The 24,104-nt window shown below is 73.6% G+C and carries 21 protein-coding genes; 14 read left to right on the top strand and 7 right to left on the bottom strand.

What is annotated here, in order from left to right:
• Window positions 1-107: 107 nt before the first annotated feature.
• Both RB146_04675 and RB146_04670 read left to right on the top strand, forming a co-directional pair.
• Window positions 108-2,108, top strand: a complete 2,001-nt coding sequence (locus RB146_04675) for an LptA/OstA family protein (GenBank protein MDQ7828275.1) — start codon at window positions 108-110, stop codon at window positions 2,106-2,108.
• A gap of 115 nt (window positions 2,109-2,223) precedes the next feature.
• On the top strand, window positions 2,224-2,835 hold the full coding sequence (locus RB146_04670) for a hypothetical protein (GenBank protein MDQ7828274.1): 612 nt from the start codon (window positions 2,224-2,226) through the stop codon (window positions 2,833-2,835).
• 17 nt (window positions 2,836-2,852) lie between these two features.
• On the opposite strand, the gene RB146_04665 is transcribed toward RB146_04670, so the two are convergent.
• Window positions 2,853-4,202, bottom strand: coding sequence for an Ig-like domain-containing protein (locus RB146_04665; GenBank protein MDQ7828273.1), 1,350 nt, complete (start codon window positions 4,200-4,202; stop codon window positions 2,853-2,855).
• Window positions 4,203-4,610: 408 nt separating this feature from the next.
• On the opposite strand from RB146_04665, the gene RB146_04660 reads away from it, so the two are divergent.
• Window positions 4,611-6,128: a S8 family serine peptidase gene (locus tag RB146_04660; GenBank protein MDQ7828272.1), complete on the top strand. Its 1,518-nt coding sequence runs from the start codon at window positions 4,611-4,613 to the stop codon at window positions 6,126-6,128.
• 65 nt (window positions 6,129-6,193) lie between these two features.
• On the opposite strand, the gene RB146_04655 is transcribed toward RB146_04660, so the two are convergent.
• Window positions 6,194-6,640 carry a hypothetical protein gene (locus tag RB146_04655; GenBank protein ID MDQ7828271.1) on the bottom strand — a complete coding sequence of 149 codons (447 nt, stop codon included), beginning with the start codon at window positions 6,638-6,640 and terminating at the stop codon, window positions 6,194-6,196.
• 278 nt (window positions 6,641-6,918) lie between these two features.
• Here RB146_04655 and RB146_04650 point away from each other — a divergent pair, with 278 nt between their 5' ends.
• Window positions 6,919-7,572, top strand: coding sequence for a hypothetical protein (locus RB146_04650; GenBank protein ID MDQ7828270.1), 654 nt, complete (start codon window positions 6,919-6,921; stop codon window positions 7,570-7,572).
• A 63-nt stretch (window positions 7,573-7,635) separates the two neighbouring features.
• Here the strand turns inward: RB146_04650 and RB146_04645 are convergent, their stop codons facing one another.
• Entirely contained in the window at window positions 7,636-8,223 is a 588-nt protein-coding gene (locus RB146_04645) for a DUF305 domain-containing protein (protein ID MDQ7828269.1), read from the bottom strand.
• Between the two features lie 157 nt (window positions 8,224-8,380).
• On the opposite strand from RB146_04645, the gene mutS reads away from it, so the two are divergent.
• The 6 genes from mutS (at window position 8,381) to RB146_04615 (ending at window position 17,872) form a co-directional block, all read left to right on the top strand.
• The gene (mutS, locus tag RB146_04640; GenBank protein ID MDQ7828268.1) at window positions 8,381-11,089 is read left to right on the top strand and encodes a DNA mismatch repair protein MutS; all 2,709 of its coding nucleotides are present in this window, start codon (window positions 8,381-8,383) and stop codon (window positions 11,087-11,089) included.
• A 6-nt stretch (window positions 11,090-11,095) separates the two neighbouring features.
• Window positions 11,096-12,922, top strand: a complete 1,827-nt coding sequence (gene mutL / locus RB146_04635) for a DNA mismatch repair endonuclease MutL (protein MDQ7828267.1) — start codon at window positions 11,096-11,098, stop codon at window positions 12,920-12,922.
• A 5-nt stretch (window positions 12,923-12,927) separates the two neighbouring features.
• On the top strand, window positions 12,928-13,896 hold the full coding sequence (miaA, locus tag RB146_04630) for a tRNA (adenosine(37)-N6)-dimethylallyltransferase MiaA (GenBank protein MDQ7828266.1): 969 nt from the start codon (window positions 12,928-12,930) through the stop codon (window positions 13,894-13,896).
• Window positions 13,893-15,050, top strand: coding sequence for an LL-diaminopimelate aminotransferase (locus RB146_04625; GenBank protein MDQ7828265.1), 1,158 nt, complete (start codon window positions 13,893-13,895; stop codon window positions 15,048-15,050). The genes miaA and RB146_04625 overlap by 4 nt, the downstream gene beginning before the upstream one ends.
• 319 nt (window positions 15,051-15,369) lie before the next feature.
• Window positions 15,370-17,172: a GTPase HflX gene (hflX, locus tag RB146_04620; GenBank protein ID MDQ7828264.1), complete on the top strand. Its 1,803-nt coding sequence runs from the start codon at window positions 15,370-15,372 to the stop codon at window positions 17,170-17,172.
• 13 nt (window positions 17,173-17,185) lie between these two features.
• A complete protein-coding gene (locus RB146_04615; protein MDQ7828263.1) occupies window positions 17,186-17,872 on the top strand; it encodes a haloacid dehalogenase type II in 687 nt (228 codons plus the stop codon).
• 15 nt (window positions 17,873-17,887) lie between these two features.
• On the opposite strand, the gene lexA is transcribed toward RB146_04615, so the two are convergent.
• Entirely contained in the window at window positions 17,888-18,508 is a 621-nt protein-coding gene (gene lexA / locus RB146_04610; protein ID MDQ7828262.1) for a transcriptional repressor LexA, read from the bottom strand.
• A 97-nt stretch (window positions 18,509-18,605) separates the two neighbouring features.
• Window positions 18,606-19,550: a tyrosine-type recombinase/integrase gene (locus RB146_04605; GenBank protein ID MDQ7828261.1), complete on the bottom strand. Its 945-nt coding sequence runs from the start codon at window positions 19,548-19,550 to the stop codon at window positions 18,606-18,608.
• Between the two features lie 239 nt (window positions 19,551-19,789).
• Here RB146_04605 and RB146_04600 point away from each other — a divergent pair, with 239 nt between their 5' ends.
• The 4 genes from RB146_04600 to pdxT all read left to right on the top strand — a co-directional run bounded on the left by RB146_04600 (window position 19,790) and on the right by pdxT (window position 22,593).
• Complete coding sequence (locus tag RB146_04600) at window positions 19,790-20,227, top strand: hypothetical protein (GenBank protein MDQ7828260.1); 438 nt, start codon at window positions 19,790-19,792, stop codon at window positions 20,225-20,227.
• Between the two features lie 112 nt (window positions 20,228-20,339).
• Window positions 20,340-20,735 carry a hypothetical protein gene (locus tag RB146_04595; protein ID MDQ7828259.1) on the top strand — a complete coding sequence of 132 codons (396 nt, stop codon included), beginning with the start codon at window positions 20,340-20,342 and terminating at the stop codon, window positions 20,733-20,735.
• Window positions 20,736-21,109: 374 nt separating this feature from the next.
• A complete protein-coding gene (gene pdxS, locus RB146_04590) occupies window positions 21,110-22,012 on the top strand; it encodes a pyridoxal 5'-phosphate synthase lyase subunit PdxS (protein MDQ7828258.1) in 903 nt (300 codons plus the stop codon).
• The gene (gene pdxT / locus RB146_04585; protein MDQ7828257.1) at window positions 22,009-22,593 is read left to right on the top strand and encodes a pyridoxal 5'-phosphate synthase glutaminase subunit PdxT; all 585 of its coding nucleotides are present in this window, start codon (window positions 22,009-22,011) and stop codon (window positions 22,591-22,593) included. The genes pdxS and pdxT overlap by 4 nt, the downstream gene beginning before the upstream one ends.
• 11 nt (window positions 22,594-22,604) lie before the next feature.
• Here pdxT and thiD read toward each other — a convergent pair whose 3' ends face one another.
• Together thiD and thiE are read right to left on the bottom strand one after the other, a co-directional pair.
• On the bottom strand, window positions 22,605-23,411 hold the full coding sequence (gene thiD, locus RB146_04580; protein MDQ7828256.1) for a bifunctional hydroxymethylpyrimidine kinase/phosphomethylpyrimidine kinase: 807 nt from the start codon (window positions 23,409-23,411) through the stop codon (window positions 22,605-22,607).
• A 26-nt stretch (window positions 23,412-23,437) separates the two neighbouring features.
• Window positions 23,438-24,103, bottom strand: a complete 666-nt coding sequence (gene thiE, locus RB146_04575) for a thiamine phosphate synthase (protein ID MDQ7828255.1) — start codon at window positions 24,101-24,103, stop codon at window positions 23,438-23,440.
• Window position 24,104 lies beyond the last annotated feature (1 nt).

Raw genomic sequence — 24,104 nt, 5'->3', positions numbered from 1 at the left:
CCACGCCGACGCCCACCCCCACACCGGCGGCCCCCACACCGGCACCCGCACCGTCGCCAACACCCGCTCCCGCACCGCCCCCGGTGGCACCCGCCGACGAGGTCCCGGTGCAGATCCGCGCCGATGCCTTCCGCTACGACCGCCGCACGCGCGTGCTGGTGGCCACGGGGAACGTCGTCCTCACCTTCGAGGACGTGACCATCCACAGCGACGCCCTCATCGCCAACCTTGAGACCGGAGAGGTGACCGCGGAGGGAGGCGTCCGCCTGCGAGTCGGCACGCAGGAGGCCACCGCCGACCTCCTCACCTACAACCTGCGGACCCGCCTGGGGACGCTGCACCAGGCCCGCGCCCAGGTGACCAGCCCGATGGTGCTCGGCCCCGTCCACCTGCGCGCCCAGCGGCTGGAGGGCGTGCTCGACCGCACCGTCTCCATCCGCCAGGGCTTCGTCACCACCTGCGACGCTGACGACCCGCTCGTCTACCTGACGGCGGACGAGATCGCCGTCTTCCTCACCGACAAGGTGGTCGGCCGGCGCGTCTCACTGTGGCTGGCCGGGCGGCGGATCCTCACGCTGCCGGCGTTCATCATCTTCCTGCGCGAGCGGCAGGAGACCCGCTTCTTCCCGGTGGTCGGCTACAGCCCGGCCGAGGGGTGGTTCGTGAAGACCCGGACCACCTACTTCGTGAACGAGGCCCACTGGGGGTCCGTGCTGGCCGACTACATGGAGCGGCTGGGGATCGGCCTCGGCGTCGAGCACGTCTACCGGCTGGGCGGCGGGCGGGGCCAGGGCAACGCCGTCGTCTACCGCCTGGCCAACCGCCAGACCGACGGGACCGACTGGCGGGTGATCCTCAATCATGCCCAGGAGCTCACCCCCGCGCTGCGCCTGGGCCTCTTCGGCGACTACACCCTGCGCGCGCCGGGCGGGACCCCGCCCCCGCCGGCCACCAGCGACCTCTACACGGCGCTCGACCTCAACTACCGCACCCCGCGCTCGACGACCTTCCTGTACGCGACGCACACCAGCGCGTCCCTCGGCCCGACCCACAGCCTGACGGGGACGCTGGTCCACACGCAGAGCCTCTCGCCGACACTGAGCGGCGAGGCGGTCCTCACCTTCACACGCGCGGCGGGGACGGCAGGCGTGGACGACGAGCTCCTGCCGCGCCTGGTGCTGCGCCACGCCGGCCCAAACTTCTCTGCGGCTTTGGTGGCCGAGACCCGCTGGGACCTGGACGGTGCGGCTTTTCCCGCCGACCAGCGCTACACGCTGGAGCGGCTGCCGGAGCTGACCGTGGCGCTGGCGCCCGTCCCCCTGGGGCGGTCACCCTTCATCCTGCAGGTGGAGGGCGGGGTGGGCCGGTTCCGCGAGCACAACGTCACGCCCTCGAGCCTGACCGACGCGGTGCGGGCCGACGCGCTGCTGACCCTCAGCGGGCCGCTGCCGGTGGCGGGTGGGACGCTCTTCCTGCGCGCCTTCGGCCGGACGAGCTGGTACACCACCGGCGACCTGCGCCTCTTCACCGGAGGCCGGGTCGAGTACCTCCGCCCGCTCAGCCCCGTCCTGGAGCTGCGCGGGGCTTACACCGCTCAGGGTGTGGCCGGACGGAGCCCCTTTCTGTTCGACCAGATCGCCGGGACGTTCAGCTTCGGCGAAGCCAGCCTCACCTACCGGACCCCGGGGCTCTTTGCCCGCGCGTCGGTCACCTACGACTTCCTGACCCGGCAACCGGGCAGCGTGGTGGCCCAGGCGGTCGTCCTGCCGCGGCCCGAGTGGACGGTGGCGCTGGCCGCCAGCTACAGCCCGACGCTGGGCCGGCTGGAGCGCGTCGAGGCCAGCCTGGACCTGCGCCTCAGTCCCCAGTGGCAGGTGCAGTACCTGGGCTTCTACGATGGGACCACGGGGCAGGTCTTCCACGACCGCCTGACGGTGACGCGCATCTTTTGCGACTGTCTGGCCGTGAGCCTCTCCTACCTGGGGGTGCGAGGGGAGATCTGGCTGGAGACCTGGCTCACCGCCATCCCCTGGGGGCGGGGGCGCATCGGGCTGGGGCAGAGCGGCCTGCTCTTCGACCAGCCGCTGCCCTTCCCGGGCAGCCCCTGACGGGGCGTGGACCTCCGGCGAGTGTGGCCGCCAGCGCGGTTCGGGCATAAGCCATGAGGAGTCGCCGGTGAAGCGGGACGGGTCGCCGGTGAAGAGCGGAGAGGGAGGCGCTATCGTGCCCACGAGGATCGGTGGCCCGCTCGCTGGCGTCGTCCTGGCGGTCGTCGCCTCGATGGCGGCGACGACCGGACCCGCCGCAGCGCAGGCCGGAACGCAACTCGCCATCACGGTGCAGTTCGCGGCTCCCGTCCGTCCCACGGGCGGGGTCTACTACATCGCCTTCACGGTGGACGAAACCCTGCTGCGCGGACCGCAGCCCGACAGCACCGACTGGACCCACTACGTCCTCCTGCGCGGGGGGCGCTTCTTCTTCGGCCGCGTCCCTCAGGCGCCGTACCGGCCCTTCGGGTTCGAAGCCATCCGCCCGCCCGAGCCCTTCCTCTTCGGCGAGGTCCTGCCCGACGGGCGTACCATCCGCGCACGGGTGCCGATTGCCAGTCTGCAGACGGGCACCGCACCCCCGAGGCGGGTGAAGGTGAACGTCGTCACGGTGGACGGGCGGCAGCGGCCGCTCGACGCCCTCGGCCCGGGCGCCCGGGACGCGTTCGGGTTCGTCACGGTGGAGGTGCCGCGGGACCTCTTCACCACGCTCGTGGACCCGACGGGAGACGCACCAACTCCAGCGTTCGACATCGTGGGGGGAGAGGTTCGGATCGCGACGCCGTGACCGGCCGCGCGGCTCGCCTACCGCCGCCGCTCGGCGAAGAGGCGGCGCTGCTCGTCCAGGTTCACCGTCCGCAGCAGGCTGGGCAGGAACTCCGCCAGCGGGGCGGTATCGCGCTCGTACCGCTCGAGCTCCGTGGCGAAGTGGTCCACCAGGATGAGCCCCCGGTCGTAGTGGCGGCGCAGGAAGGCCGCGCGCTGGTCGGGGGGCAGGACCAGTCGGGCCGTGACCGCGGCCACGAGACTCTCCTGGATGACGGCCGCCCACTCCTGGTAGCCGTGGCGCTGTGCCGTCTCGCGGACCAGGTCAAAGAGCGGGCTGGTGCGCTGCACCTCGGCCGCCGCCTCGGGCCGGAGAGTCCCCAGGACCAGCCGGGCGGTGAGGGTCACGAGCGTGACTGAGTCGGGCGGGCCGACGGAGCCCAGGACGAAGACCACCACGTCGTCGAGCGGCACGAGGTAGCCGCGGCCCGGCGCGTCCAGGAGGTTCGGCACGAGCACCAGCCGCTCCCGCGGGGCGTCGCCGGCCCGCAGGTAGTCGAGGGTGCGGCCCATGAGTGCCAGGCCGTCACCGGCGAGCGCGGCGGCCGCCTGCTGGTGAGCCTCGGCCTGGGCCTTCCAGAGGTCCGCCACCCCGGCGGCCTTGTAGAAGTCGGCCAGCACCCGCCCCCAGCCCTCCAGGCCCCGGAGGGCGCGCTGCTCGGCGAACCCCGGCGGGGCGCCCAGCGTAAGGGTGGAGCGGACGTAGGCCTCCAGGGGCAGGGGGTGCTCCTCGCGGTACCGGCGCACGGGCTCGACCACGCGGAGCGGCAAGTCCCCGAGCCTGTCCCGCACGGCCTGGCGGACGGCCCCCGACTCCCGGAGCCCCTCGTCATAGCCGGCGGCGTTGAGGGCCGCAAAGAGGGTGAAGAGGCGCTCGTCCGCCCGCACCTCCACCCGGTCGCGCAGGCGTGCCTGACCGGTCCCGGCCCGGGCGGCCGGCGGCCCGGCGGTGAACGACCAGGTGAAGGGGGCCAAGGTATTCCCGGCCCGGTCGCGGCCGCTCACCGTGACGGTGTACCGGGTGCCGGGGTTGAGCGGGTTCTGCGGGCGCACGGTGACAGTCCGCTCGTCGGCCGACCACTCCGCCGGGGCGAAGGTGACGGCCGGCTCGGCGGCGACCGTCACACTGCGGGTGTTCATGGCCTTGCTGAAGGTGACCGAGATCTGGGCGTCGGCCGGGATGGTCCCGTCACGCTGGGGGACGGTCGCCGTGACGGTGGGAGGAGTGGCGTCGGCGGCGGGGGTAAGGGGAGGTAGGCCGCTCAGGCTGCCGCAGGCGGTCAGAACCGCCGCGGCAAGGACGCATAGGGTGATGCGCGGCAACGTCATCTCGAGACCGATCCCTCAGATAGTTCTGCCCAGGACTCACCGACTTCCTGTGCCCTCGCACAACCGAGCATGGACGGGCGGTGAAGGACGCTGCCCGGGCAGGGGGCCCTCCCCTGAGGGAAGTTGCCCACCCGCTGAGGGAAGTTGCCCGCCCGCCCGCGAAATGCCCCGGGGATGACGCCTGGGAGGAGGGTTCCGATGACCATCAACGGGGCATTCCGATACGCTTTGGCCGTCATCGCTGTGGCAATGCTGACGGCCGCCTGTGGGGGCGGTGGTGTCAGCACTCCCACACCCGGGCCAGGCGTGGGATCCGTGTCGGGGACTGTCTCCATCTCGGTCGCGGCGCGGGGCGCGCGTCCCCGTCTGCCTGCGCACCGGGGTTTCCGGCAGGCTTCCATGAGACCCATGGCGAGGCCCAATGAGTTCCTGGTCAAGTTCCGACCTGGAGTCATGCCTGGCGAGGCCGCCAACCTGAACGCCCGGGTAGGAACCCAGGAGATCCGGCGACTGCTGAAAGGGCGCATTGCGCTCGTCCGGGCAGTTTCAGCAACTCCCGATACAGTGCTCAGCAGCTATCGCGGCCACGCCGCCGTCGAGTACGCTGAGCCAAACTACTACCGCTATCTCCTGTCGACCCCACCGCGTCGTCCTCTTGCGGTTCCCAACGATCCCTTCTACTCGTTCCAGTGGCACTACTCCAACATCGGCACCGAAGCTGCTTGGGACGTCACGACCGGAAGTGCGTTGGTCGTGGTGGCCGTCATCGACACTGGGATCCTCTTCGGCCACGCGGACCTCAACGGGGTCACCGTGGCCGGCTTCGACTTCGTGGACGACGATACGAACCCGGCAGATCCCGGGTGCCCGGGCCCCTCCGATGTTAGTCATGGATCGCACGTTTCGGGCACGATCGCAGCTGCGACCAATAACGCGACCGGCGTGGCCGGTGTCAACTGGGGCGGCCCGAGTCGAACTCGCATTATGCCTCTGCGTGTCTTCGGGAACATCGGTGGATCCTGCACGGCGACGAGCGCCGATGTCATCGACGCCATCGAGTACGCAGCCGATCACAGCGCTCGTGTCATCAACATGAGCTTCGGCGGACCCGGATTCAGCCAGGCGGAACAGGACGCCGTCAATTACGCCTACGGGCTCGGGGTAACCCTGGTGGCCGCGGCGGGCAACGACAATGTGGACCTGGGGGCCTCACCCGTGTACCCCGCGTGCTATGCAAACGTGATCGCCGTCGCCGCGACCACGATCACCAACACGAAGGCTCCCTATTCGAACTTTGGCTCCTGCATCGACCTGTCGGCTCCGGGAGGGGACGTCAATACCGATCTGAATGGTGACGGCGAGCCCGATGGCATCTTGAGCACCAGTGGAACCCCTGCGACGCCCACGCAGTACTGGTGGTTCGACGGCACTTCGATGGCATCTCCCCATGTCGCCGGGGTGGCTGCCCTCCTACTGAGCAAGGGCGTCACGGGGGCCGCGATGATTCAGAACGTCCTGCAGAGCACCGCGACCGACCTCGGGACTTCCGGATACGACACCACGTTTGGCTGGGGGAAGGTCAACGCCGCGGCCGCCGTCGGCGCATCCGTCAGCACCAACCCCATGCTTGCCTTTACCGGAGACCTGAGCGGGTCGACCATTACGGTTGGCAGTGACCAGGTGGGGGTCGCCTCTGATGGAACCTTCGTCATCACCAACGCGCAGTCAGGGACGCACACGGTCTTCGCGTGGCAAGACACCAACGCCAACGGCATCATCGATGCCGGAGACCTCTATGGGACGGCGCCTGGCGTCGTGATCTTCCCGGGCACGACGACCTCGGGCGTCATGGTGTCCGTCTCTGAGCGCCCCTCTGGTTCACCGCCGATCAACCTGGCTGCCCGGCGCGGAGCCCCGCTCCCGTAACCAGGACCCCGAGAACCGACTGACGATGCCGGGAGCCATCCCCGGACTGGCTCCCGGCATCGGGTCTAGATCCGCACGTCGATGATCGCCGAGACGCCTACCCCTACGACCCGGCGGAGCTGGCGCCACGGCTCCAGGCTGTCCACCGGGATGAGGGCCCGGATCTGCCACACCCCGGAGAAGTTCGCGTCGATGGCGGCCACCGCCTGAACCCGCTGCACGGCCCGGCTGGGGCCGGCCACCTGGGCGGCCCCGATGGTGGCCCGGCCGGGGGCGTCCACCCCGATGGAGAGGCTCAGGATGGGCACCACCTTGGTGGTCTGCTGTGTCTGCGCGTCACGCGCCGCCAGGAGGTTGTTGATGAAGGTGTTGATCTGGGGCGCGAACATGCGCACGGCCGCGCCGATGCCGATCGTCTTAATGATCGCCGTGATGTCCTGCGCGTAGGCGCCGGTGACCCCGGAGAGGAGCGCGACGGCGACGAGCAGCGCTGCCAGGCGAGTCTTGCGCATGGATCACCTCCAGGTCAGCTCTCGAACTTCTCATTTCCCCACACGGGGGCAGGTCCTGCCAGGTTCCCGTGCCCGGTCTCCCGGGGGCTCATCCTCCCTCCCATGGGCGACCGCCCCGGCGTCGCTGTGCCCGCCCCTTCGACGGCGGAACCGGACCGCCTGCCCGCTCCGTGATCTCGGGTGGCCCCGCCACGCTCGGGGCCGCCCCCGGGGTCCCGTGAGGGGGAAAACTGCCCTTGCCCCGTCGGGGAGGGGGAGCAGGCAGAGGAGGAGTCGACGTGGCTAGAGGAGTCATCGCCGTGGCAGTCGTGGTGCTGGTCGTGACCGCGTGCAGCGGGCTGGTCGAAACCTCGGTGACCAGCCGATTCGCCGACGGGGTCGGGGATACAGCCCCCGGAGCCCCGCCCACCGAGTACGACATCACCCGCGTCGTGAGCACCCGGACAGGGAGTGGGGTGACCGGACAGCTCGCGGTCGAGGTGACCTTCAGCCAGGGGATCGCGCTGCCGCCGGCCGGCTCCGGCCCGGACAGCCTGGGGATCCAGCTGGCCTTCGATATCGGCTTCAACACGGACCAGAACACCGCCACGGGCGGCAGTCTGAACTGCGGAGTGCTGGGCACCACCGCCGGCATGGACTTCTTCGTCATCGGGGACGGGCAGTTCGCGCCCCTGGGCAACCGCCTACCCAACGGGAACTACCGGGTCATCACGGCCTCGCTGGTGCAGACGGGGGAAGCGTCCGTCGCGGTGAGCGGCAACGTCCTCACCGTGACGGTTCCCCTGAGCGCCCTGGGCAACGACGACGGGCAGACCCAGCTGGTCGTCTTCGCCGGCAACCGCAACGGCGGTTCGCTGAACACCACGGACTGCGCGCCGGACCCGACCGGGGCCGTCATCACGCGGGAGTCGCCGGGGATCCGGCGGCGCTGACCTGCACCCGAACAGGGTGGGTCAGGACGGCGGTCGGGGCGGCCGCCCCGACCGCCGTCGGCGTCAGTTCCCCGCCGGTGCGGCGTACCAGGCCCGCAACCAGCCTCGGAGCATCTTCGCCTCCTGACCGTCCACCCGGGCCAGCTGGGTGCCGAAGGCCTTGAGGTCGGCTTGGGTGGCCTTCGCTGCGGCCAGGCGCCCGAGGGCCGCCGTCTGCTCCAGCCGCCCGGCCATGAGCGGCAGGTAGACGCGCTCCAGGGCGGCGCCCTTGAGCGCCCGCATCTGCTTCACCGGTGCCGACGCCACGCCCACCATCCGCCTGCTGGGGGACTTGCCCGCCTGCTGGAGCCAGGTCAGCATGCGGCGGACCTCGGCGTTCTTGCGCTCGACCATACGCTGGTTCCACTTGAGCAGTTCGCTGTGGTCCGCGTTCAGGGTGGCGGCCATGGCGATCTCGACCGCCTCCTCGTGGAGGGGGATGAGCGTCTGGAGGAAGGCGATGTCGAAGGCCGACCCGCTGAGACGGGAGAGCGCGGCGACGGTGGGGTCTGGCGGGGCGGCGGCCTGGGCCGTGACGGACACGCCAATGGTGGTGACGAAGGCCGAACCGAGGGCCAGGACAAGGGCGAGGGCAGGGATGATGCGCGGCATCGGCTCACCTCTCAGGTCGCAGAGTCGTCTTCGTGGGCTGTTATGCCCCAACGGGGGGAGGCCCGGACGCTGTTCGGCAGGATTCGGGCAGCGTAGCCAGAAGAGAGCGGGCAGTTTGCGACGAGCAGGGACCGGCACCGCGCCTCCGACCGTCCCCATGACCACGGACCTCACCCCGATGATGCGCCAGTACCACGAGCTGAAGGCGCGTCACCCCGGGACGCTCCTCCTCTTCCGGCTCGGCGACTTCTACGAGCTCTTCTACGAGGACGCGGAGGTCGCCGCCCGCGTGCTGGAGATCACCCTCACCTCGCGGGAGGTGGGCAAGGGGCGCCGGGTGCCGATGTGCGGCGTGCCCTACCACGCCGTCACCGGCTACCTCGCCCGCCTGGTGGAGCGCGGCTACCGGGTGGCGCTGTGCGACCAGGTCGAGGACCCGCGCAAGGCGCGCGGCCTGGTGCGCCGGGAGGTCACCCGCATCATCACGCCCGGGACGGTCATCGAGGAGGCCCTCCTGCCCCCGCGGGCCGGCGTCTACCTGGCCGCGCTGGCGCGGATAGAGGGGCGATGGGGGCTGGCCTGGGCCGACCTCTCCACCGGCGAGTTCGCCGCGGCGGAAGCCGGCCAGGGCGACCTGCCGGCGCTGCTCGAGGAGGTGGAGCGGATCGGCGCGCGGGAGCTCCTCCTGGCCCCCGAAGAGCGCAACGCGGTGGAGGGCCGCCTCCACAGCGGCAACCGCGGCACCCCCGTGCACGTCACCGAGGTCGAAGGGTGGCGCTGGGAAGCCGGACGGGCGGAGCGGGCGCTGCGCGAGCACTTCCGGGTGCACGGCCTGGAGGGGTTCGGGCTGGCCGGGCTCCCCGCGGCAGTCAGCGCAGCCGGCACGCTGCTGCAGTACCTGCAGGAGACGCAGCGCAGCCCGCTGGCGCACCTGCAGGGGGTGCGCGTGCTGGCGCTCGACCGCTACCTGGCGCTCGACGCCGGCACCCGCCGCAACCTGGAGGTCCTGGCCAACCTGCGGGACGGCTCCTCGCGCCACACGCTGCTGGGGGTCCTCGACCGCACCGTCACGGCCATGGGCGCGCGGCTCCTGCGCGCCTGGCTCACGCGGCCGCTGCGGGACCAGGAGGCGATCCGCGAGCGCCACGACGCGGTGGCCGACCTGGTGGCCCACCCGGCCCGACGCGAGGCCCTGCGCCAGGCATTGCGCCCGATCGCCGACCTGGAGCGCCTGGTGGGCCGCATCGGCCACGGCTCCGCCACCCCGCGGGACCTCGTGGCGCTGCGCGCCTCCCTCGAGCGCCTGGGCCCGGTGCGGGAGGCGCTCGGCGCCGCGACGGCACCGCTCCTGCAGGCGCTGGCCGCGCAGGTGGACCTCCACCCGGAGGTCACCGACCTGATCCGCCGCGCCATCGTCGACGACCCGCCGGGGGCGCCGCGCGAGACGGGGATCATCCGCGACGGGTACGACGCCGAGCTGGACGCCCTGCGGACGGCGGCCCGCGACGGCAAGGCGTGGATCGCCGGCCTGGAAGCGGCGGAGCGGGCGCGCACGGGGATCCGCTCCCTGCGCGTGGGGTTCAACAAGGTCTTCGGCTACTACCTGGAGGTGAGCCGCCCGAGCCTCCACCTGGTCCCGCCCGACTACATCCGCAAGCAGACGCTCACCCAGGCGGAGCGCTTCATCACCGCCGAGATGAAGGAGCGCGAGGCGCAGATCCTGGGGGCCGAAGAGCGCATGGCCGATCTGGAGGCGCGGCTGCTCGACGGGGTGCGCCGGCAGGTGGCCGCCCACGCGCCCGCGCTGCAGGCCACCGCGGCCGCGCTGGCCCAGGCCGACGTGCTGGCGGCCTTCGCCGAGGTGGCGGCGACGCGCAGCTACGTCCGGCCGGAGATGACCGAGGCGCCGGTGCTCCGGGTGCGGGCGGGGCGCCACCCGGTGGTGGAGGAGGCCCTGCCGGCGGGAGCCTTCGTCCCCAACGACCTGGAGCTGGACGTGGAGGAGCGGGCCGTCCTCATCGTCACCGGGCCCAACATGGCCGGGAAGAGCGTCTACTGCCGCCAGGCGGCCCTGCTCGTCGTCATGGCCCAGGCGGGGGCGTTCGTCCCGGCCGAGCGCGCCGTCATCGGGCTGGCCGACCGGGTCTTCGCCCGGGTCGGGGCGAGCGACGACACGGCCATGGGGCGCAGTACCTTCCTGGTGGAGATGCAGGAGACCGCCGCCATCCTCCACGGGGCGACGCGCCGCAGCCTGATCGTCCTCGACGAGGTCGGGCGCGGGACCAGCACCTACGACGGGATGAGCCTGGCCTGGGCGGTGGTCGAGTACCTGCACGACGTCGTCGGCGCGCGGACGCTCTTCGCCACCCACTTCCACGAGCTGACCGAGCTGGCCGCGCTCCTGCCGCGCGTGCACAACGTGAACGTGCTGGTGCAGGAGGAGGGGGAGGAGGTGGTCTTCCTGCACCGGGTGGTCCCCGGCGCGGCCGACCGCTCCTACGGCATCCACGTGGCCCGCCTGGCCGGGATCCCCCAGCCGGTGATCGCCCAGGCCCGCCGCGTCCTCGCCCACCTGGAGGCGGCCTCGGTGGGCCCGGCCGCCGACACCTTCCTGCCGCCGCTGCCCGGCCGCGCCCGCGGCGCCCTGCAGATCCCCCTGCCGCTGCAGGTCCCCTCCCCGGTGGAGGAGGAGCTGCTCAGCCTGGCCGTGGAGACGCTCTCGCCGCTGGAGGCGCTCAACAAACTCTCCGAACTGCGCGAACGGGCCCGCGCCGCCCGGGAGGGCCAGGGGCGGGCGGGTCCTGCGGGGCGTGCCGGTCATGCGGATCAGGGGCGGGCCGAGGGGCGGGCCCGGCGCGTGCAATAGCGGACGATGGACACCCTGCCCGGCCGCATTGTCCGCCTGCCCCGCGAGGTGGCCGAGCGCATCGCCGCCGGCGAGGTCGTCGAGCGGCCGGCCTCCGTGGTGAAGGAGCTGGTGGAGAACAGCCTCGACGCCGGCGCGCGAACGGTCTCCGTGGTCGTCGAGGGGGCGGGCCTGCGGCGCATCCGCGTCAGCGACGACGGCATCGGGATGACGCCCGGGGACGCGCCGTTGGCGGTGGAACGCTTCGCCACCAGCAAGATCCTCCGGGCGGAGGATCTGGAGCAGGTGGCCACCTACGGCTTCCGTGGCGAGGCCCTGCCCAGCATCGCCGCCGTCAGCCGCTTCGACCTGGTCACACGGCCGCCGGCGCAGAGTGCGGCGACCCGGGTGCGGGTCATCGGGGGTGGCCCCGCCGAGGTGCGCGTGGCCGCCGGCGCGCCCGGCACCACGGTCACGGTCGAGGACCTCTTCTTCAACACCCCGGCCCGGCGCAAGTTCCTGAAGTCCCCGGGGCGCGAGTTCGCGCTGATCGTCGACGCCGTGCAGCGCCTGGCGCTCGCGGCCCCGCGCGTGGCCTTCCGGCTGAGCCACGACGGGCGGGAGGTGTTGGCCTACCCGCCGGCCACGCCCGACGAGCGGCTGGCGCAGGTGCTCGGGCGGTCCACGGCCGCGCAGCTGGTGCCCGTTGCGGGCCCCTGGGGGACGGTGGCGGTGGCGGGGTGGGTGACCCGGCCCGAGGCGGCGCGGCCTGGCCGCGGCCTCGACTACCTCTTCGTGAACGGCCGGCCCATCCAGAGCCGGCTCCTCTGGCGCGCCGTCGTGCAGGGCTGTGCGGAGCTCCTCCCGCACGGGCACCACCCCATCGCGGTGCTCTTCCTGACGGTGCCGCCGGGTGCCCTCGACGTGAACATCCACCCGCGCAAGCTCGAGGTGCGCCTCGCCGACGAGCACCGCGCCTTCGCGGCGGTCGTCCACGCGGTGCGGGGCGCGCTCCTGGGCCCGGGCGGCATCCGGGAGGTCGGAGAGGGCGGGGGACCCGGCCACGCCTCCGAGGCTCTTGCCCCGGCATCGTCGAGAGCGGCGAGCCTTGCCCCGGCATCCTCGGACCTGGCGACCCTCGCTCCGGCATCCTCGGGGCCGGCGACGCTCCTCCCCGGTCGCGCGTCTTCCCTCCCCGATGCCATCGGCGAGACCGGCGGCGCATACGCGCAAGGAGCCGCCGCCGTCCCGGCCGCGCAGGTGACCTTCGACGAGCGCGGCCGCCTCCCGCCGCTGCGCCTGCTGGGGCAGGTGCACGCCACCTACCTCCTGGCCGAGGACGCCCGGGGGGTCGTCCTCGTCGACCAGCACGCCGCCCACGAGCGCGTGCTCTACGAGCGGCTGCTCGAAGGCGCCCGGCGCGGCCGGGGAGCGACCCAGCTCCTGGCCGTGCCCGTGACGGTGGACCTGAGTCCCCGCGAGGAGGGAGTGCTGGCGGAGTTCCTGGCGGCCGCACCGGCGCTTGGGTTCGACGTCGAGGAGTTCGGCCGGGGCACGCTCCTCGTCCGGGGCGTGCCGGCGGCGCTGGCCGGGCGGCCGGTGGAGCCCCTGGTGCGGGCGGCCCTGGAGGCCCTCGCCGACCCCGGCGGCGGCGACGAGGCGCTGCGCCGGCTCGCCATCGCCACGGCCTGCCACACCGCGGTCCGCAGCGGCGACGTCCTGACCCCGGAGGCGGCGACGGCGCTGCTGCGCGACCTGGCGGCCACCGAGGACCCCTACACCTGCTTCCACGGGCGGCCCACCATGGTCCGGGTGGCACTGGAGACGGTCGACCGCTGGTTCCTCAGGCGCTGACCCGCATGCTCCTGGTCCTCTGCGGCCCCACCGCCACCGGCAAGAGCGCGGCGGCCATCGCGCTGGCCCGGCGCGTCGGCGGCGAGGTGGTGAACGCCGACTCGCGCAACGTCTACCGCGGGCTGGACATCGGGACCGCCAAGCCCACGCCCGCCGAGCGCGCCGGCGTCCCGCACCACCTCTTCGACGTCGCCGACCCGCGCGAGGTCTTCACCGTGGCCGACTACCAGCGCCTGGCCCTGGCCGCCATCGAGGCGATTCACGCCCGCGGCCGCCTGCCCATCCTGGTCGGCGGGACCGGCCTCTACATCCGGGCGGTGGTGGACCGCCTCACCATCCCCGCCGTGCCGCCCGATCCGGCCTTCCGGCTGGCCGCAGAGGCGGAGGAGGCGGCCCATCCCGGCACCCTCCACGCGCGCCTGCAGGGGCTCGATCCGGCGGCGGCCGCACGCATCCACCCGCGCAACGTCCGGCGCCTCGTGCGGGCCCTGGAGGTGATCCACCACACCGGCCGCCCCCTGTCGGCGCAGCAGGGACGCAGGGGCGCGCCCGAACCCGTCCTGCAGGTCGGCCTGCGCCTCCCCCGGCCCGTCCTCGACGCCCGCATCGACCGGCGCGTGGAGGCGCAGCTGGCAGCGGGGCTGGTGGAGGAGGTCCGCGGGCTCCTGGCGGCCGGCGTGCCGCCCACCACGCCGGCCATGCAGGGGCTCGGGTACAAGGAGCTCATCCCCTACCTGGAGGGACGCCTCCCCCTCGACCGCGCCGTCGCCCTCCTGAAGCGCAACACCCGCCGCTACGCGCGGCGGCAGGAGATCTGGTTCCGCGCCGACCCGCGCATCCGGTGGCTCGACGTGGAGGGGCTCGACGCCGAGGCGGTGGCCGAGCGGGTCCATGCTATGCTAGCGGCGTTCGCGGCGGCGCCGTCGTGGGGCGGCGTCCCTGCGCGGCCCGACGCCGGGAGGAGGGTCACGTGAGCGCAGCCCGTCGTCTCGAACGCATCGGGGCCTACCTCTTCGCCGACCTCGACCGCAAGCAGGAGGCGCTCCAGGCCCAGGGCGTGGACGTCATCAACCTGGGGGTGGGGGACCCCGACCTGCCCACGCCCGAGCACATCGTCGCCGCCCTGGCCGAGGCGGCGCGCGACCCCCGCACCCACCGCTACCCGCCCTATGCCGGCACGCGCGAGTTCCGCGAGGCGGTGGCGGCCTGGTACCGTCGGCGCTTCCAGGTCGACCTCGACCCCGAGCGCGAGGTCCTGGCGCTGATCGGCTCCAAGGAGGGCCTGGCGCACCTCCCCTGGGCGCTCGTGAACCCCGGCGAGGCCACGCTCGTGCCCGACCCCGGCTATCCCGTCTACCGCGCGGCCACCATCCTGGCCGACGGCGAACCGGTCACGGTCCCCCTGCGCGCGGAGCGTGGCTTCCTGCCCGACCTGAGCGCCATCCCCTCCGCGACGGCCCGGCGCGCGCGCCTCCTCTTCCTGAACTACCCGAACAACCCCACCGCCGGCGTGGCGACGCTGGCGTTCTTCCAGGAGGTGGCGGCGTGGGCGCGGGAGCACGGCGTGCTCGTTGTCCACGACAACTCGTACTCGGAGATCGCCTACGACGGGTACCGCCCCCCGAGCTTCCTGCAGGCCGACGGGGCCAGGGCGGTGGGGATCGAGCTCCACTCGCTCTCCAAGACCTACTGCATGACCGGCTGGCGGGTGGGCTTCGCCGTGGGGAACGCCGACGCCCTGGGCGCCCTCGGCCGCCTGAAGACCAACGTCGACTCGGGGGTCTTCGTGGCGGTGCAGCGGGCCGGGGTGGCCGCGCTCACCGGGCCGCAGGCCCCGGTGGCGGAGCGCGTGGCCGTCTACCAGCGCCGGCGGGACCGCGTGGTGGAGGCGCTCACCGCGCTGGGGTGGACCCCGCCGCGGCCGCGCGCCACCTTCTACGTGTGGCTCCGCGCGCCCGGCGCCTCGGGCGCGGCGTTCGCAGCGGAGGTCCTGGAGCGCACGGGCGTCGTCCTCACGCCGGGGCGCGGCTACGGGGAGGAGGGGGAAGGGTACGTGCGCCTCTCCCTCACCACGCCGGACGACCGTCTGGAGGAGGCCCTCGACCGCCTGCGCCGGACGTACGGGTGAGGGCACCGGCGCCGTCGGGGCGGAAGCGGCCGAGACGGCCCGGCGCACGGCGGCATCAGGGGGCAAAACGCCACCAACCGGCCGATGACACGAGCGGAGGCATGCTATCTTTGAGGGTGGACGATGACGACCTCTCCGCTCGAAGCACGCCTGGGGGCATGGAGGCCCGCGTGGCACGCCTGGCAGGTGTGTACGAACAGGTCTTCGTCTGACCCTTGTCCCACATCCTGACCCCGCCCACAGGGGGACGACCGGAGGGAGCTGGCTCATCCCACCCGTCCACGGCCTGACCCGCGCCATCCAGCCCAAGCACCGAGAGATGCTCCAGGCGCTCTTCCGCCGGCGCGTCCCGCAGGAGCGCCTGGTGGACCTGCCGTTGCTGGAGACCCTGGCCCACCTGGCCCAGGCCACGCAGCGGGAGGTGGGGGTCTACCTCGACCGCCACGGCGTGGTGCGCGAGGTCGTGGTCAGTCGGCGCTGGCAGGACCTGCTGGCCCAGTTCCAGCGTCGCGCCGCGCCGACGCGCCCGGTGGGGCTGCGGTACGTGGGCGCGCGCCCCGGGCCCGTGAACGGGCTGGAGGAGGGCGACCGCCGCCACGTCCTGGAGGGACGCCTCGACCTGGCCGCCCTCGTGCCGGTGGACCGGGCACGCCCGGGGGAGGGGTGGGTGCTCCAGGTGGCGGCGGCGCAGAACGGGCAGACTCCCCAGGTGGTCGCCGAAGGTCCCTACCCGGCGGAAGCGCTCTGCCGCCTGGAGGTCGCCCCGCGCCTGCGGGCGGTGGAGGCGGCGATGCGCCGGGCGGGTCCCGTGGTCACTCCGCCGCGGCGCGAGCGGGCCGTGCTCGTCGGGTTGCTGCCTCCGGTCCGAAGAGGGGATGTCGACGCCGCCCCGGCGGAGGTCCCCGTCGCCGCGGAGTTCACCGCACAGGACTCCCTGGAGGAGCTGGCCCGCCTGGCCGACACCGCCGGCGCGGACGTCGTGGGCACGGTCCTGCAGGCCCGCTCCCGCCCCGACCCCGCCACCTACATCGGGCGGGGCAAAGTGGAGGAGGTCCGGCGCCTGGTCGAGGAGCGGGACGCCGACCTCGTCGTGGTGGACGAGGAGCTGACCCCGGCCCAGCAGCGCACCCTGGAACAGGCGCTGGGCGTGAAGGTGCTCGACCGCACCGCCCTGGTCCTCGACATCTTCGCCCGGCGGGCGCAGACCCGTGAGGGTCGGCTGCAGGTGGAGCTGGCGCAGCTCACCTACCTCCTGCCGCGGCTGGCCGGGCGGGGTGCGTGGCTCTCGCGCCTCGGGGGCGGCATCGGGACGCGCGGGCCCGGCGAGACCAAGCTCGAGGTGGACCGCCGGCGCATCCGCGACCGCATCACCGAGCTGCGGCGGGCGCTGGCTCAGGTGGAGCGCCACCGCACGCTCCAGCGGCGGGGCCGCCAGGAGGCCGACCTGCCGGTGGTGGCCCTCGTCGGGTACACCAACGCCGGGAAGTCCACCCTGCTCAACGCCCTCACCGGCGCCGGCGTGCTGGTGGAGGACCGCCTCTTCGCCACCCTGGACCCCACCGTGCGGCGCGTCGTCCTGCCCAACGGCCGCCCGGTGCTCTTCGTCGACACCGTGGGCTTCATCCACAAGCTGCCCACCCACCTGGTGGCGGCCTTCCGGGCCACGCTGGAGGAGGTGGTGGCGGCGGACGTCCTGGTGCACATCGTCGACGTCAGCCACCCCCGCTGGCGCCACCAGCAGCAGGTGGCCGAGCGCGTCCTGCGGGAGCTGGGTGCCGGCGGGCGGCCCTGCCTCGTGGCCTACAACAAGATCGACCGCCTCGACCCGGCCGCCCGCCAGGCCCTGCGGCGGGAGGCCCCCCAGGCGGTGCTCCTCTCCGCCGCGCAGGGGGTCGGCCTGCTCAACCTGCTGCGGCGGGTCGCGCAGCTCCTCATCCCGCCGCTGGTGCGCCTCCACCTGGCGGTCCCCTACGCCGAGGCGGGCCGGCTGGCGGAGATCTTCGCCCGGGGGCGGGTGATGGCCCAGCGGTACGAGGGGGACGCCATCGTGCTCGACGCCGAGATCCCGCCAGCGCTCGCGGCGCGCTTCCAGCAGGACGGCCTGGTCCGGCCCACACTGTGAAGCCCCGGCCCACATGCTGATGGCCCGGCCCTACGAGGTCCTCACCTTCGACTGCTACGGGACCCTGATCGATTGGGAGCGCGGCATCGGGGAGGCCTTCGCCCGGGCGGCCGCCGCCCGGGGCCGGGAGGTCGACCGGCAGCGGGTGCTGGCCCTCTACGCCGAGGTGGAGCCGCAGGTGCAGGCCGAGGCATACCGCCCCTACCGGGAGGTGCTGGCGGAGGCGGCCGTGCGCGTGGCCGCCCGCCTGGGTTGGACGCTGCCGCATGGCGAGGCCGGCTTCCTGGCCGACAGCCTGCCCGCCTGGCCGCCCTTTCCCGACACCGCCCCTGCCCTCCAGCGCCTCGCCCGGGCGGGCTACCGTCTGGGCATCCTCTCGAACGTGGACGACGACCTCCTGGCCGCGACGCTGCGCCACCTGCCGGTCCGGTTCGACCTGCTCGTCACGGCGCAGCAGGTGCGCGCCTACAAGCCGGCACCGACCCACTTCGAGGCGGCGCGGCGGTGGGTGGGCGACCGCGCCTGGCTCCACGTGGCCCAGAGCGCCTTCCACGACGTGGCCCCGGCCCGGCGGCTCGGGATTCCGGTGGTCTGGGTCAACCGCAAGGGCGAGCGCCTCCCCGACGGGAGCGCGCCGCCGGAGCGGGAGGTGCGCACGCTCACGGAGCTCGCGGACTGGCTGGCGGGTGAGGGCGGGTAGAGTCCGATGGCAACCTCAGGAGGCGAAGCGGCGGATCAGCCCGACGACCTTCCCCTCGATGACCACGTCCTTCGTGATGATGGGGGCCATGCGGGAGTTCTCCGGCTGGAGCCGCACGACGCCGTTCTCCCGGTAGAAGCGCTTGACCGTGGCTTCGTCCTCCAGGCGGGCGACGACGATATCGCCGTTCTGCGCCGTGGGCTGCTTGCGCACGATCACGTAGTCCCCGTCGAAAATGCCGGCCTCGACCATGCTGTCGCCGCGCACGCGCAGCATGAAGCACCCTTCCCCGTCGCGCAGGAACCCACTGGGGAGGGGGAAGTAGTCCTCGATGTTCTCCTCGGCCAGCAGCGGCCCGCCGGCAGCCACGCGCCCCACCACCGGAATGGGGATGAGCCGCTTAGGCGGATGGGCGCGCTCGTCACGCAGCACCTCGATGGCGCGGGGTTTGCTCGGGTCCCGGTGGAGGTAGCCTTTTCGGGACAGGGCGGCGAGGTGGCTGTGGACGGTGCTGCTGCTGGTCAGGCCGAGGGCCTGACCGATCTCGCGGACGGACGGCGGGTAGCCGTGCGTCTCGGTGTAGCGCTGGATGAATGACAGGATCTCGGCCTGGCGGCGGGTGAGACCTCGGCCCATGAGGTAAGCACCTCCTGTCCCGGGAACGGCGGAGACAGTCTACCACGGGCGGGAGGACAAGGCAAACAGGTGTTCGCAGGGCGGAACAGGCGGTGGCTTACCGCCCGCCCGGGAAGCGCAGCTCCCGCCGCACCACCTCCAGCAGCCGGTCGGCGGCCACCGCGGTGTAGATGCGGGTGGTCCGCGGGTCGCGGTGCCGCAGCAGGTCCTGGATGTACTCCAGCGGCACGCCGCGGTCGGCCAGGTGGACCCCGACCGTGTGCCGCAGCGCGTGGAAGCTCAGCGGACGCGAAATCCCGGCGGCCTGCAGGTAGCCGCGCAGGATGCGCTCGGCGCTGAAGTAGTGGAGGCCGCGCCGGCGCCGTGGCGGCAGCGCGGTGAAGACGTAGGGGTGCGGGACCCGGGGCCGCACCGCGAGCCAGGCCAGGAGCGCCGCCACCGCCTCAGGCGTCACCGGCTGGAGGTAGGTGCCGCCGCCTTTGCCGCGCACCCGCACCTGGCCGCGGTCGAGGAAGAGGTCGTCCAGCCGCAGCCCCACCACCTCGGAGACGCGCAACGAGCTTAGCCCCAGCTCGACGAGGGCCCGGTCGCGCCGCCCCGCCGGCGTGTCGGGGATGGCGGCGCGCAGCGCGCCCACCTCCTCCGGACGCAGGAAGCCCGGGACGTACTGGCTGGCCACGCGGGGCAGGCGTACCTCCGCCGTCGGGTCGGCCGTCACGCGGCCGGTGGCCACGAGGTAGGCGTAGAACTGCCGCAGGGCCACCAGGCGCCGCATCCGGCTGCGCGGGGCGAGCCCGGCCCGCTGCATGGCGTGGGTGTAGGCCCGGACGTCGTCGGGCCGCGCGGCGGTCAGGGGACGCCGCAGCCACTCGGCGAACTGCCGCACGTCCACGAGGTAGCCGGCGATGGTGCGCTCGGCGCGGTTCTGTGCGGCCAGCTCGTCGGCCCACTCGGCGAGCAGCGGCGGGAGCGGCCGTCCCCCGGGACCCCGAACCCGGGGCGGGGGGGAGGGGCGGCGACGGGAGGGGCGGCGGAGCGGCATCAGCGCGTCGGCGGCGGTCGGTCGTCGGTCTGGTCGCCGGAGAGATTCGCCCCGGCCGGGCCGATCTCCTTCATGTGATATAACGGCTCTTGTGCAACATTGACTCGCCCCGGGGCGAGCCCTCTCCGTATGATCGGGGAGGCGGCGGGCGGGCACTGTGATCGGGAGGCGGCGAGCTGGCGGGCGCCGGGGCCTCCCGGGCCCGGCCGCTCCGGGGTCCGTCGGAGCCGGGCATCCCTATGACGCGCGAGGAAGCCGTCGTCCTGTACGGCCGGGCCTTCACGTTCCGCTTCTACGACCGCCCCGACCTGCAGCGGGTCGAGGTGGAGATCCTGGAAGGCAGCGGCGCCCAGGCCCGCCGCTACGTCCGCGTGCGCGTGCGCGGCCGCACCACCGATGAGGCGCGGGACCGCGCCCTGGACGTCCTCCACCACCACGCCGGGTTGGACCGCTACCTGGCGCTCGTCCAGCGCGCGGTCGACCGGCTGGCCCCGGGCTCCCGCCTCGACGTCTCCGAGAACGCCCGGGAGATCCAGGTCGACCTGCAGGGCCCCTGGGCGCTTGACCCGCCGCTCATCCTGGTGCAGGAGGACGCCCTCGACCACGAGCGGACCGACGAGGAGCTGACCGCCTTCATCGAGGCCCACCTGCGGGCCTACCTCCAGCGGCGTGGCTAGCGCCACCCTCCCGAGCAGCGGGCCTGGTCGTGGCGCGGAGGAGGATCATCAACACCCCCGAGGGCCCGTCTCACCGGTCAACCCTGGCGGGCATGGACCTGTCAGGATGCCCGTGGAAGGACCGTTGCGTCTCCCTCGTCGTGCAGCCGTCGGCCTGGCCATCGCCCTGGTCGGCGTGCTGGCTACCGCCTGCCTGGGCGGCCTGGCTCCCCCGCCGCTCCGCCGCGGCATGGTCCGCGAGCGCACCGTCACCATCCGCGTGGAGGGCACGCCGGGCCTGCCCTTCGAGGGGAGCTACGGCACGCCCACCGCCACCCGTCCCGTCCAGGGGCGCGTCCCGGCCGCCTACACCGTCACCACGGCGGTGGCCGTCACCGCCGCCTTCACCAAGGCCAACGCCGAGGGGGAGCTCGTCGTGCGCCTCCTCCTGGACGGCCACGAGGTGGCCCGCCGTGCCACGCGCCACCCCTACGGCACGGTGACCCTCCTCTACCAGGTCATGCGGTAATTCACCGCCGGCCCACCACCCGGGTGACGGATGATGGGCCGGCCCGGGCCAGCATCCCAGGTCAGGCGGCAATTGACCGCCGCCGGCCCGGCGCCTAGAGTCAGGGTGACAGCACCGAAGGCTCGCAGCCCTTCGGGGCAGGGTGAGGCTTCACCCCTTGCGGGCGAGGCCAATTCCCGATCGGCGGTGACAGCCCGTGAGGTCCTGCCGGCTGTGGCGCAGGCCGGGCCGGTGGGACCGTGGCTCGGTGGAATTCCGAGGCCGACGGTACAGTCCGTATGAGGCAGGGCTGCGAGACCAGGCGCCTGCATGCCCCGGAGACGCCCGCGTTCGGGCGTCTCTCCTTTTCCAGGCGTCGGGGGGAGGGATGTGTGATGGTGGTGGACGCCGCCCCGGTGCGGCCGGGGACGGAGCGGGTGAAGCGGGGCCTCGCCCAGATGCTCAAGGGCGGGGTGATCATGGACGTCACGACCGCCGAGCAGGCCCAGATCGCCGAGGAGGCGGGCGCGGTGGCGGTGATGGCGCTCGAACGGGTCCCCGCCGACATCCGGGCCGAAGGCGGCGTGGCGCGCATGGCCGACCCGCGGCGCATCCGGGAGATCATGGAGGCGGTGACCATCCCCGTGATGGCCAAGGTGCGCATCGGCCACTTCGTCGAGGCCCAGATCCTGGAGGCGCTGGGCGTCGACTTCATCGACGAGAGCGAGGTGCTGACGCCGGCCGACGAGCACCACCACATCGACAAGCGGGCGTTCACGGTCCCCTTCGTCTGCGGGGCACGCGACCTGGGCGAGGCCCTGCGCCGCATCGGGGAGGGCGCGGCGATGATCCGCACCAAGGGTGAGGCGGGCTCGGGCAACGTGGTGGAGGCCGTCCGCCACATGCGCCTGGTGCTGGGCGGCATCCGGCGCCTGCAGGCCCTGGCCGACGAGGAGCTGATGACGGCGGCGAAGGAGCTCGGCGCCCCCTACGCGCTGGTCCTGGAGACCCGGCAGCTCGGCCGCCTCCCCGTGGTGAACTTCGCCGCCGGCGGCATCGCCACGCCCGCCGACGCCGCCCTGATGATGCAGCTCGGCGCCGACGGCGTCTTCGTCGGCTCCGGGATCTTCAAGTCCGCGGACCCCCGCCGCCGCGCCCGGGCCATCGTCGACGCGGTCGCGCACTACCGGGAGCCGGGGGTGCTCGCCGAGGTCTCGGCCGGGCTGGGCGAGCCCATGCGCGGGCTCGACCTGCGCCGCCTGCCCGAAGCGGAGCTGCTGCAGGTGCGGGGAGTGTGAGGACGGTGCGCGTGGGCATCCTGGCGCTGCAGGGGGACGTCGCCGAACACGCCGCGGTGGTGCGGGCGTGCGGCGCCGAGAACCGGGAGGTGCGCCGGCCGGAAGACCTGGCGGGCGTGGAAGCGCTCATCATCCCCGGCGGCGAGTCCACCACCATCGGACGGCTGATGGCCCGGGTCGGCCTCGACGAGGCCATCCGCGAGCGGGTCGAGCAGGGGCTGCCAGTGCTGGGGACGTGTGCGGGGGCCATCCTCCTGGCCCGCGAGGCCCGCGGGGGCCGGCCTCCGCTGCTGGAGGTGATGGACATCGCGGTGGCCCGCAACGCCTACGGTCGGCAGCGGGAGAGCTTCGAGGCGGACATCCACGTCCCGCCGCTCGGCTCCGCGCCGCTGCGGGTGGCGTTCATCCGGGCGCCGGTCATCGAGGCGGTGGGGCCGGCGGTCCAGGTGCTGGCCTCCTTTGGAGGGCAGCCGGTGCTGGTGCGCCAGGACCGCCTGCTGGCGGCCACCTTCCACCCCGAGGTGCTGGGGGAGACCGCCCTGCACCGGTACTTCCTCGAGACCGTCGTGCGGGCGGCCTGAACGTCCAGGCCTCAGCCGAAGGCTTCTGCCGGCGACAGGGCGGCCATCGGGTTGGCGGGGCCGTGGCCCCGCCCCAGGCGCAGGGCGCCGCGGACCGCGGCCGTGACGAACGCCTTGGCCCGTCGGACCGCCTCCAGGGGCGGCGCCCCTCTCGCCAGGTGCGCCGCGATGGCCGCGGCGAAGATGCACCCCGTCCCGTGGGTGTCGGTGGTCTCGACCCGCGGCTCCCGCAGCGCGACCACCTCCCGACCGTCATAGACCACGTCGACCGCCTCCTCGGCCAGGTGGCCGCCCTTGACCACCACGACGCGAGGGCCCAGCGCCGCGATCGCCCGGGCCGCCTCCCCCATCGCCGCCGGGCTGTCCACCGTCAGCCCGGTGAGGGCGGCGGCCTCGGGCAGGTTCGGGGTGACCACCTCGGCCAGCGGCAGGAGGAGGCGGCGCAGCGCCTCCACCGCCTCGGGGCGGAGCAGCGGCGCCCCGGACTTGGCCACCATCACCGGGTCCACCACCAGGTGCGGGAGGCGGTGGTGGCGGATCCGTTCCGCCACCGCGTCGATGATGGCAGCGTTGGCCAGCATGCCGGTCTTCACCGCATCCACGCCGATGTCCTCGACCACGGCGTCGATCTGCCGGGCGACGAACTCCGGCGGGACCTCCACGACCCCCGTCACCGCGGCGGTGTTCTGCGCCGTGAGGGCGGTGATGGCCGTCATGCCGAAGACCCCCAGCGCGGAGAAGGTCTTGAGGTCGGCCTGGATGCCGGCGCCGCCGCCGGAATCGGAGCCGGCGATGGTCAGCGCCCGCGGGATGGTCACGGCAACGCGGTCGGGGTGGGCGGAGGTCACGGCGCCGCACCTCCGCGGCGGGCCAGGGCGGCGTCCACCTGTGCCCGCAGCGCCCGCGCGGCTGCGGTGATGTCCGCCTGGCCGACGACGGCGCGGATCACCGCCACGCCCGCCGCCCCGGCGGTGATGACCGCCGCCGCAGTGCCGGCATCGATCCCGCCGATGGCCACCACGGGGATGCGCACCGCCTGCACCACCCGGCGCAGTCCCTCGAGGCCCACCACCGGGCCGGCGTCGGGCTTCGTCCGGGTGGGGAAGATCGGCCCCAGCGAGACATAGGTCGCCCCCTCCCGCTCCGCCTGTACCGCCTCCGCCACCGTGTCCACGGACCGCCCGATGACGCGTTCGGGACCCAGGTGGGCCCGCGCCCGGGCCAGGTCACCGTCGGCCTGGCCGAGGTGCACCCCATCGGCGTCACAGGCGCTGGCGACCTCGGGTCGGTCGTTCACCAGGAAGAGCACCCCGGCCTCCCGGGTGAGGCGCCGCAGCCGCCGGCCGATGGCCACGAGGGCATCGGGCGGCAGGGACTTGTCCCGCAACTGGACGGCCGTGGCTCCGCCGGCGATGGCCTGCGCCACCTGCTCCTCGTGGGAGCACCCGGCGAGGGCCCGGTCGGTAATCACGTAGAGCCTCAGGTCCACAGCCAGCCCGGTCCGCCCCATC

Source organism: Armatimonadota bacterium, from assembly GCA_031081585.1.
Classification (GTDB): Bacteria; Sysuimicrobiota; Sysuimicrobiia; order Sysuimicrobiales; family Humicultoraceae; genus Geohabitans; species Geohabitans tengchongensis.
The sequence above is the reverse complement of the archived record's forward strand: the minus strand, read 5'-3'. Positions and strand labels throughout refer to the sequence as shown.

What these genes read in the sequence shown, in the direction of transcription:
- mutL (MDQ7828267.1), top strand. Translation starts at nt 11,096, where the DNA reads ATGGACACCCTGCCCGGCCGCATTGTCCGCCTGCCCCGCGAGGTGGCC.
- hflX (MDQ7828264.1), top strand. Translation starts at nt 15,370, where the DNA reads ATGCTCCAGGCGCTCTTCCGCCGGCGCGTCCCGCAGGAGCGCCTGGTG.
- RB146_04645 (MDQ7828269.1), bottom strand. Translation starts at nt 8,223, where the DNA reads ATGCCGCGCATCATCCCTGCCCTCGCCCTTGTCCTGGCCCTCGGTTCG.
- RB146_04615 (MDQ7828263.1), top strand. Translation starts at nt 17,186, where the DNA reads ATGCTGATGGCCCGGCCCTACGAGGTCCTCACCTTCGACTGCTACGGG.
- miaA (MDQ7828266.1), top strand. Translation starts at nt 12,928, where the DNA reads ATGCTCCTGGTCCTCTGCGGCCCCACCGCCACCGGCAAGAGCGCGGCG.
- pdxS (MDQ7828258.1), top strand. Translation starts at nt 21,110, where the DNA reads ATGGTGGTGGACGCCGCCCCGGTGCGGCCGGGGACGGAGCGGGTGAAG.
- thiE (MDQ7828255.1), bottom strand. Translation starts at nt 24,103, where the DNA reads ATGGGGCGGACCGGGCTGGCTGTGGACCTGAGGCTCTACGTGATTACC.
- RB146_04600 (MDQ7828260.1), top strand. Translation starts at nt 19,790, where the DNA reads ATGACGCGCGAGGAAGCCGTCGTCCTGTACGGCCGGGCCTTCACGTTC.
- lexA (MDQ7828262.1), bottom strand. Translation starts at nt 18,508, where the DNA reads ATGGGCCGAGGTCTCACCCGCCGCCAGGCCGAGATCCTGTCATTCATC.
- RB146_04655 (MDQ7828271.1), bottom strand. Translation starts at nt 6,640, where the DNA reads ATGCGCAAGACTCGCCTGGCAGCGCTGCTCGTCGCCGTCGCGCTCCTC.
- RB146_04660 (MDQ7828272.1), top strand. Translation starts at nt 4,611, where the DNA reads ATGGCGAGGCCCAATGAGTTCCTGGTCAAGTTCCGACCTGGAGTCATG.
- mutS (MDQ7828268.1), top strand. Translation starts at nt 8,381, where the DNA reads ATGACCACGGACCTCACCCCGATGATGCGCCAGTACCACGAGCTGAAG.
- RB146_04605 (MDQ7828261.1), bottom strand. Translation starts at nt 19,550, where the DNA reads ATGCCGCTCCGCCGCCCCTCCCGTCGCCGCCCCTCCCCCCCGCCCCGG.
- RB146_04665 (MDQ7828273.1), bottom strand. Translation starts at nt 4,202, where the DNA reads ATGACGTTGCCGCGCATCACCCTATGCGTCCTTGCCGCGGCGGTTCTG.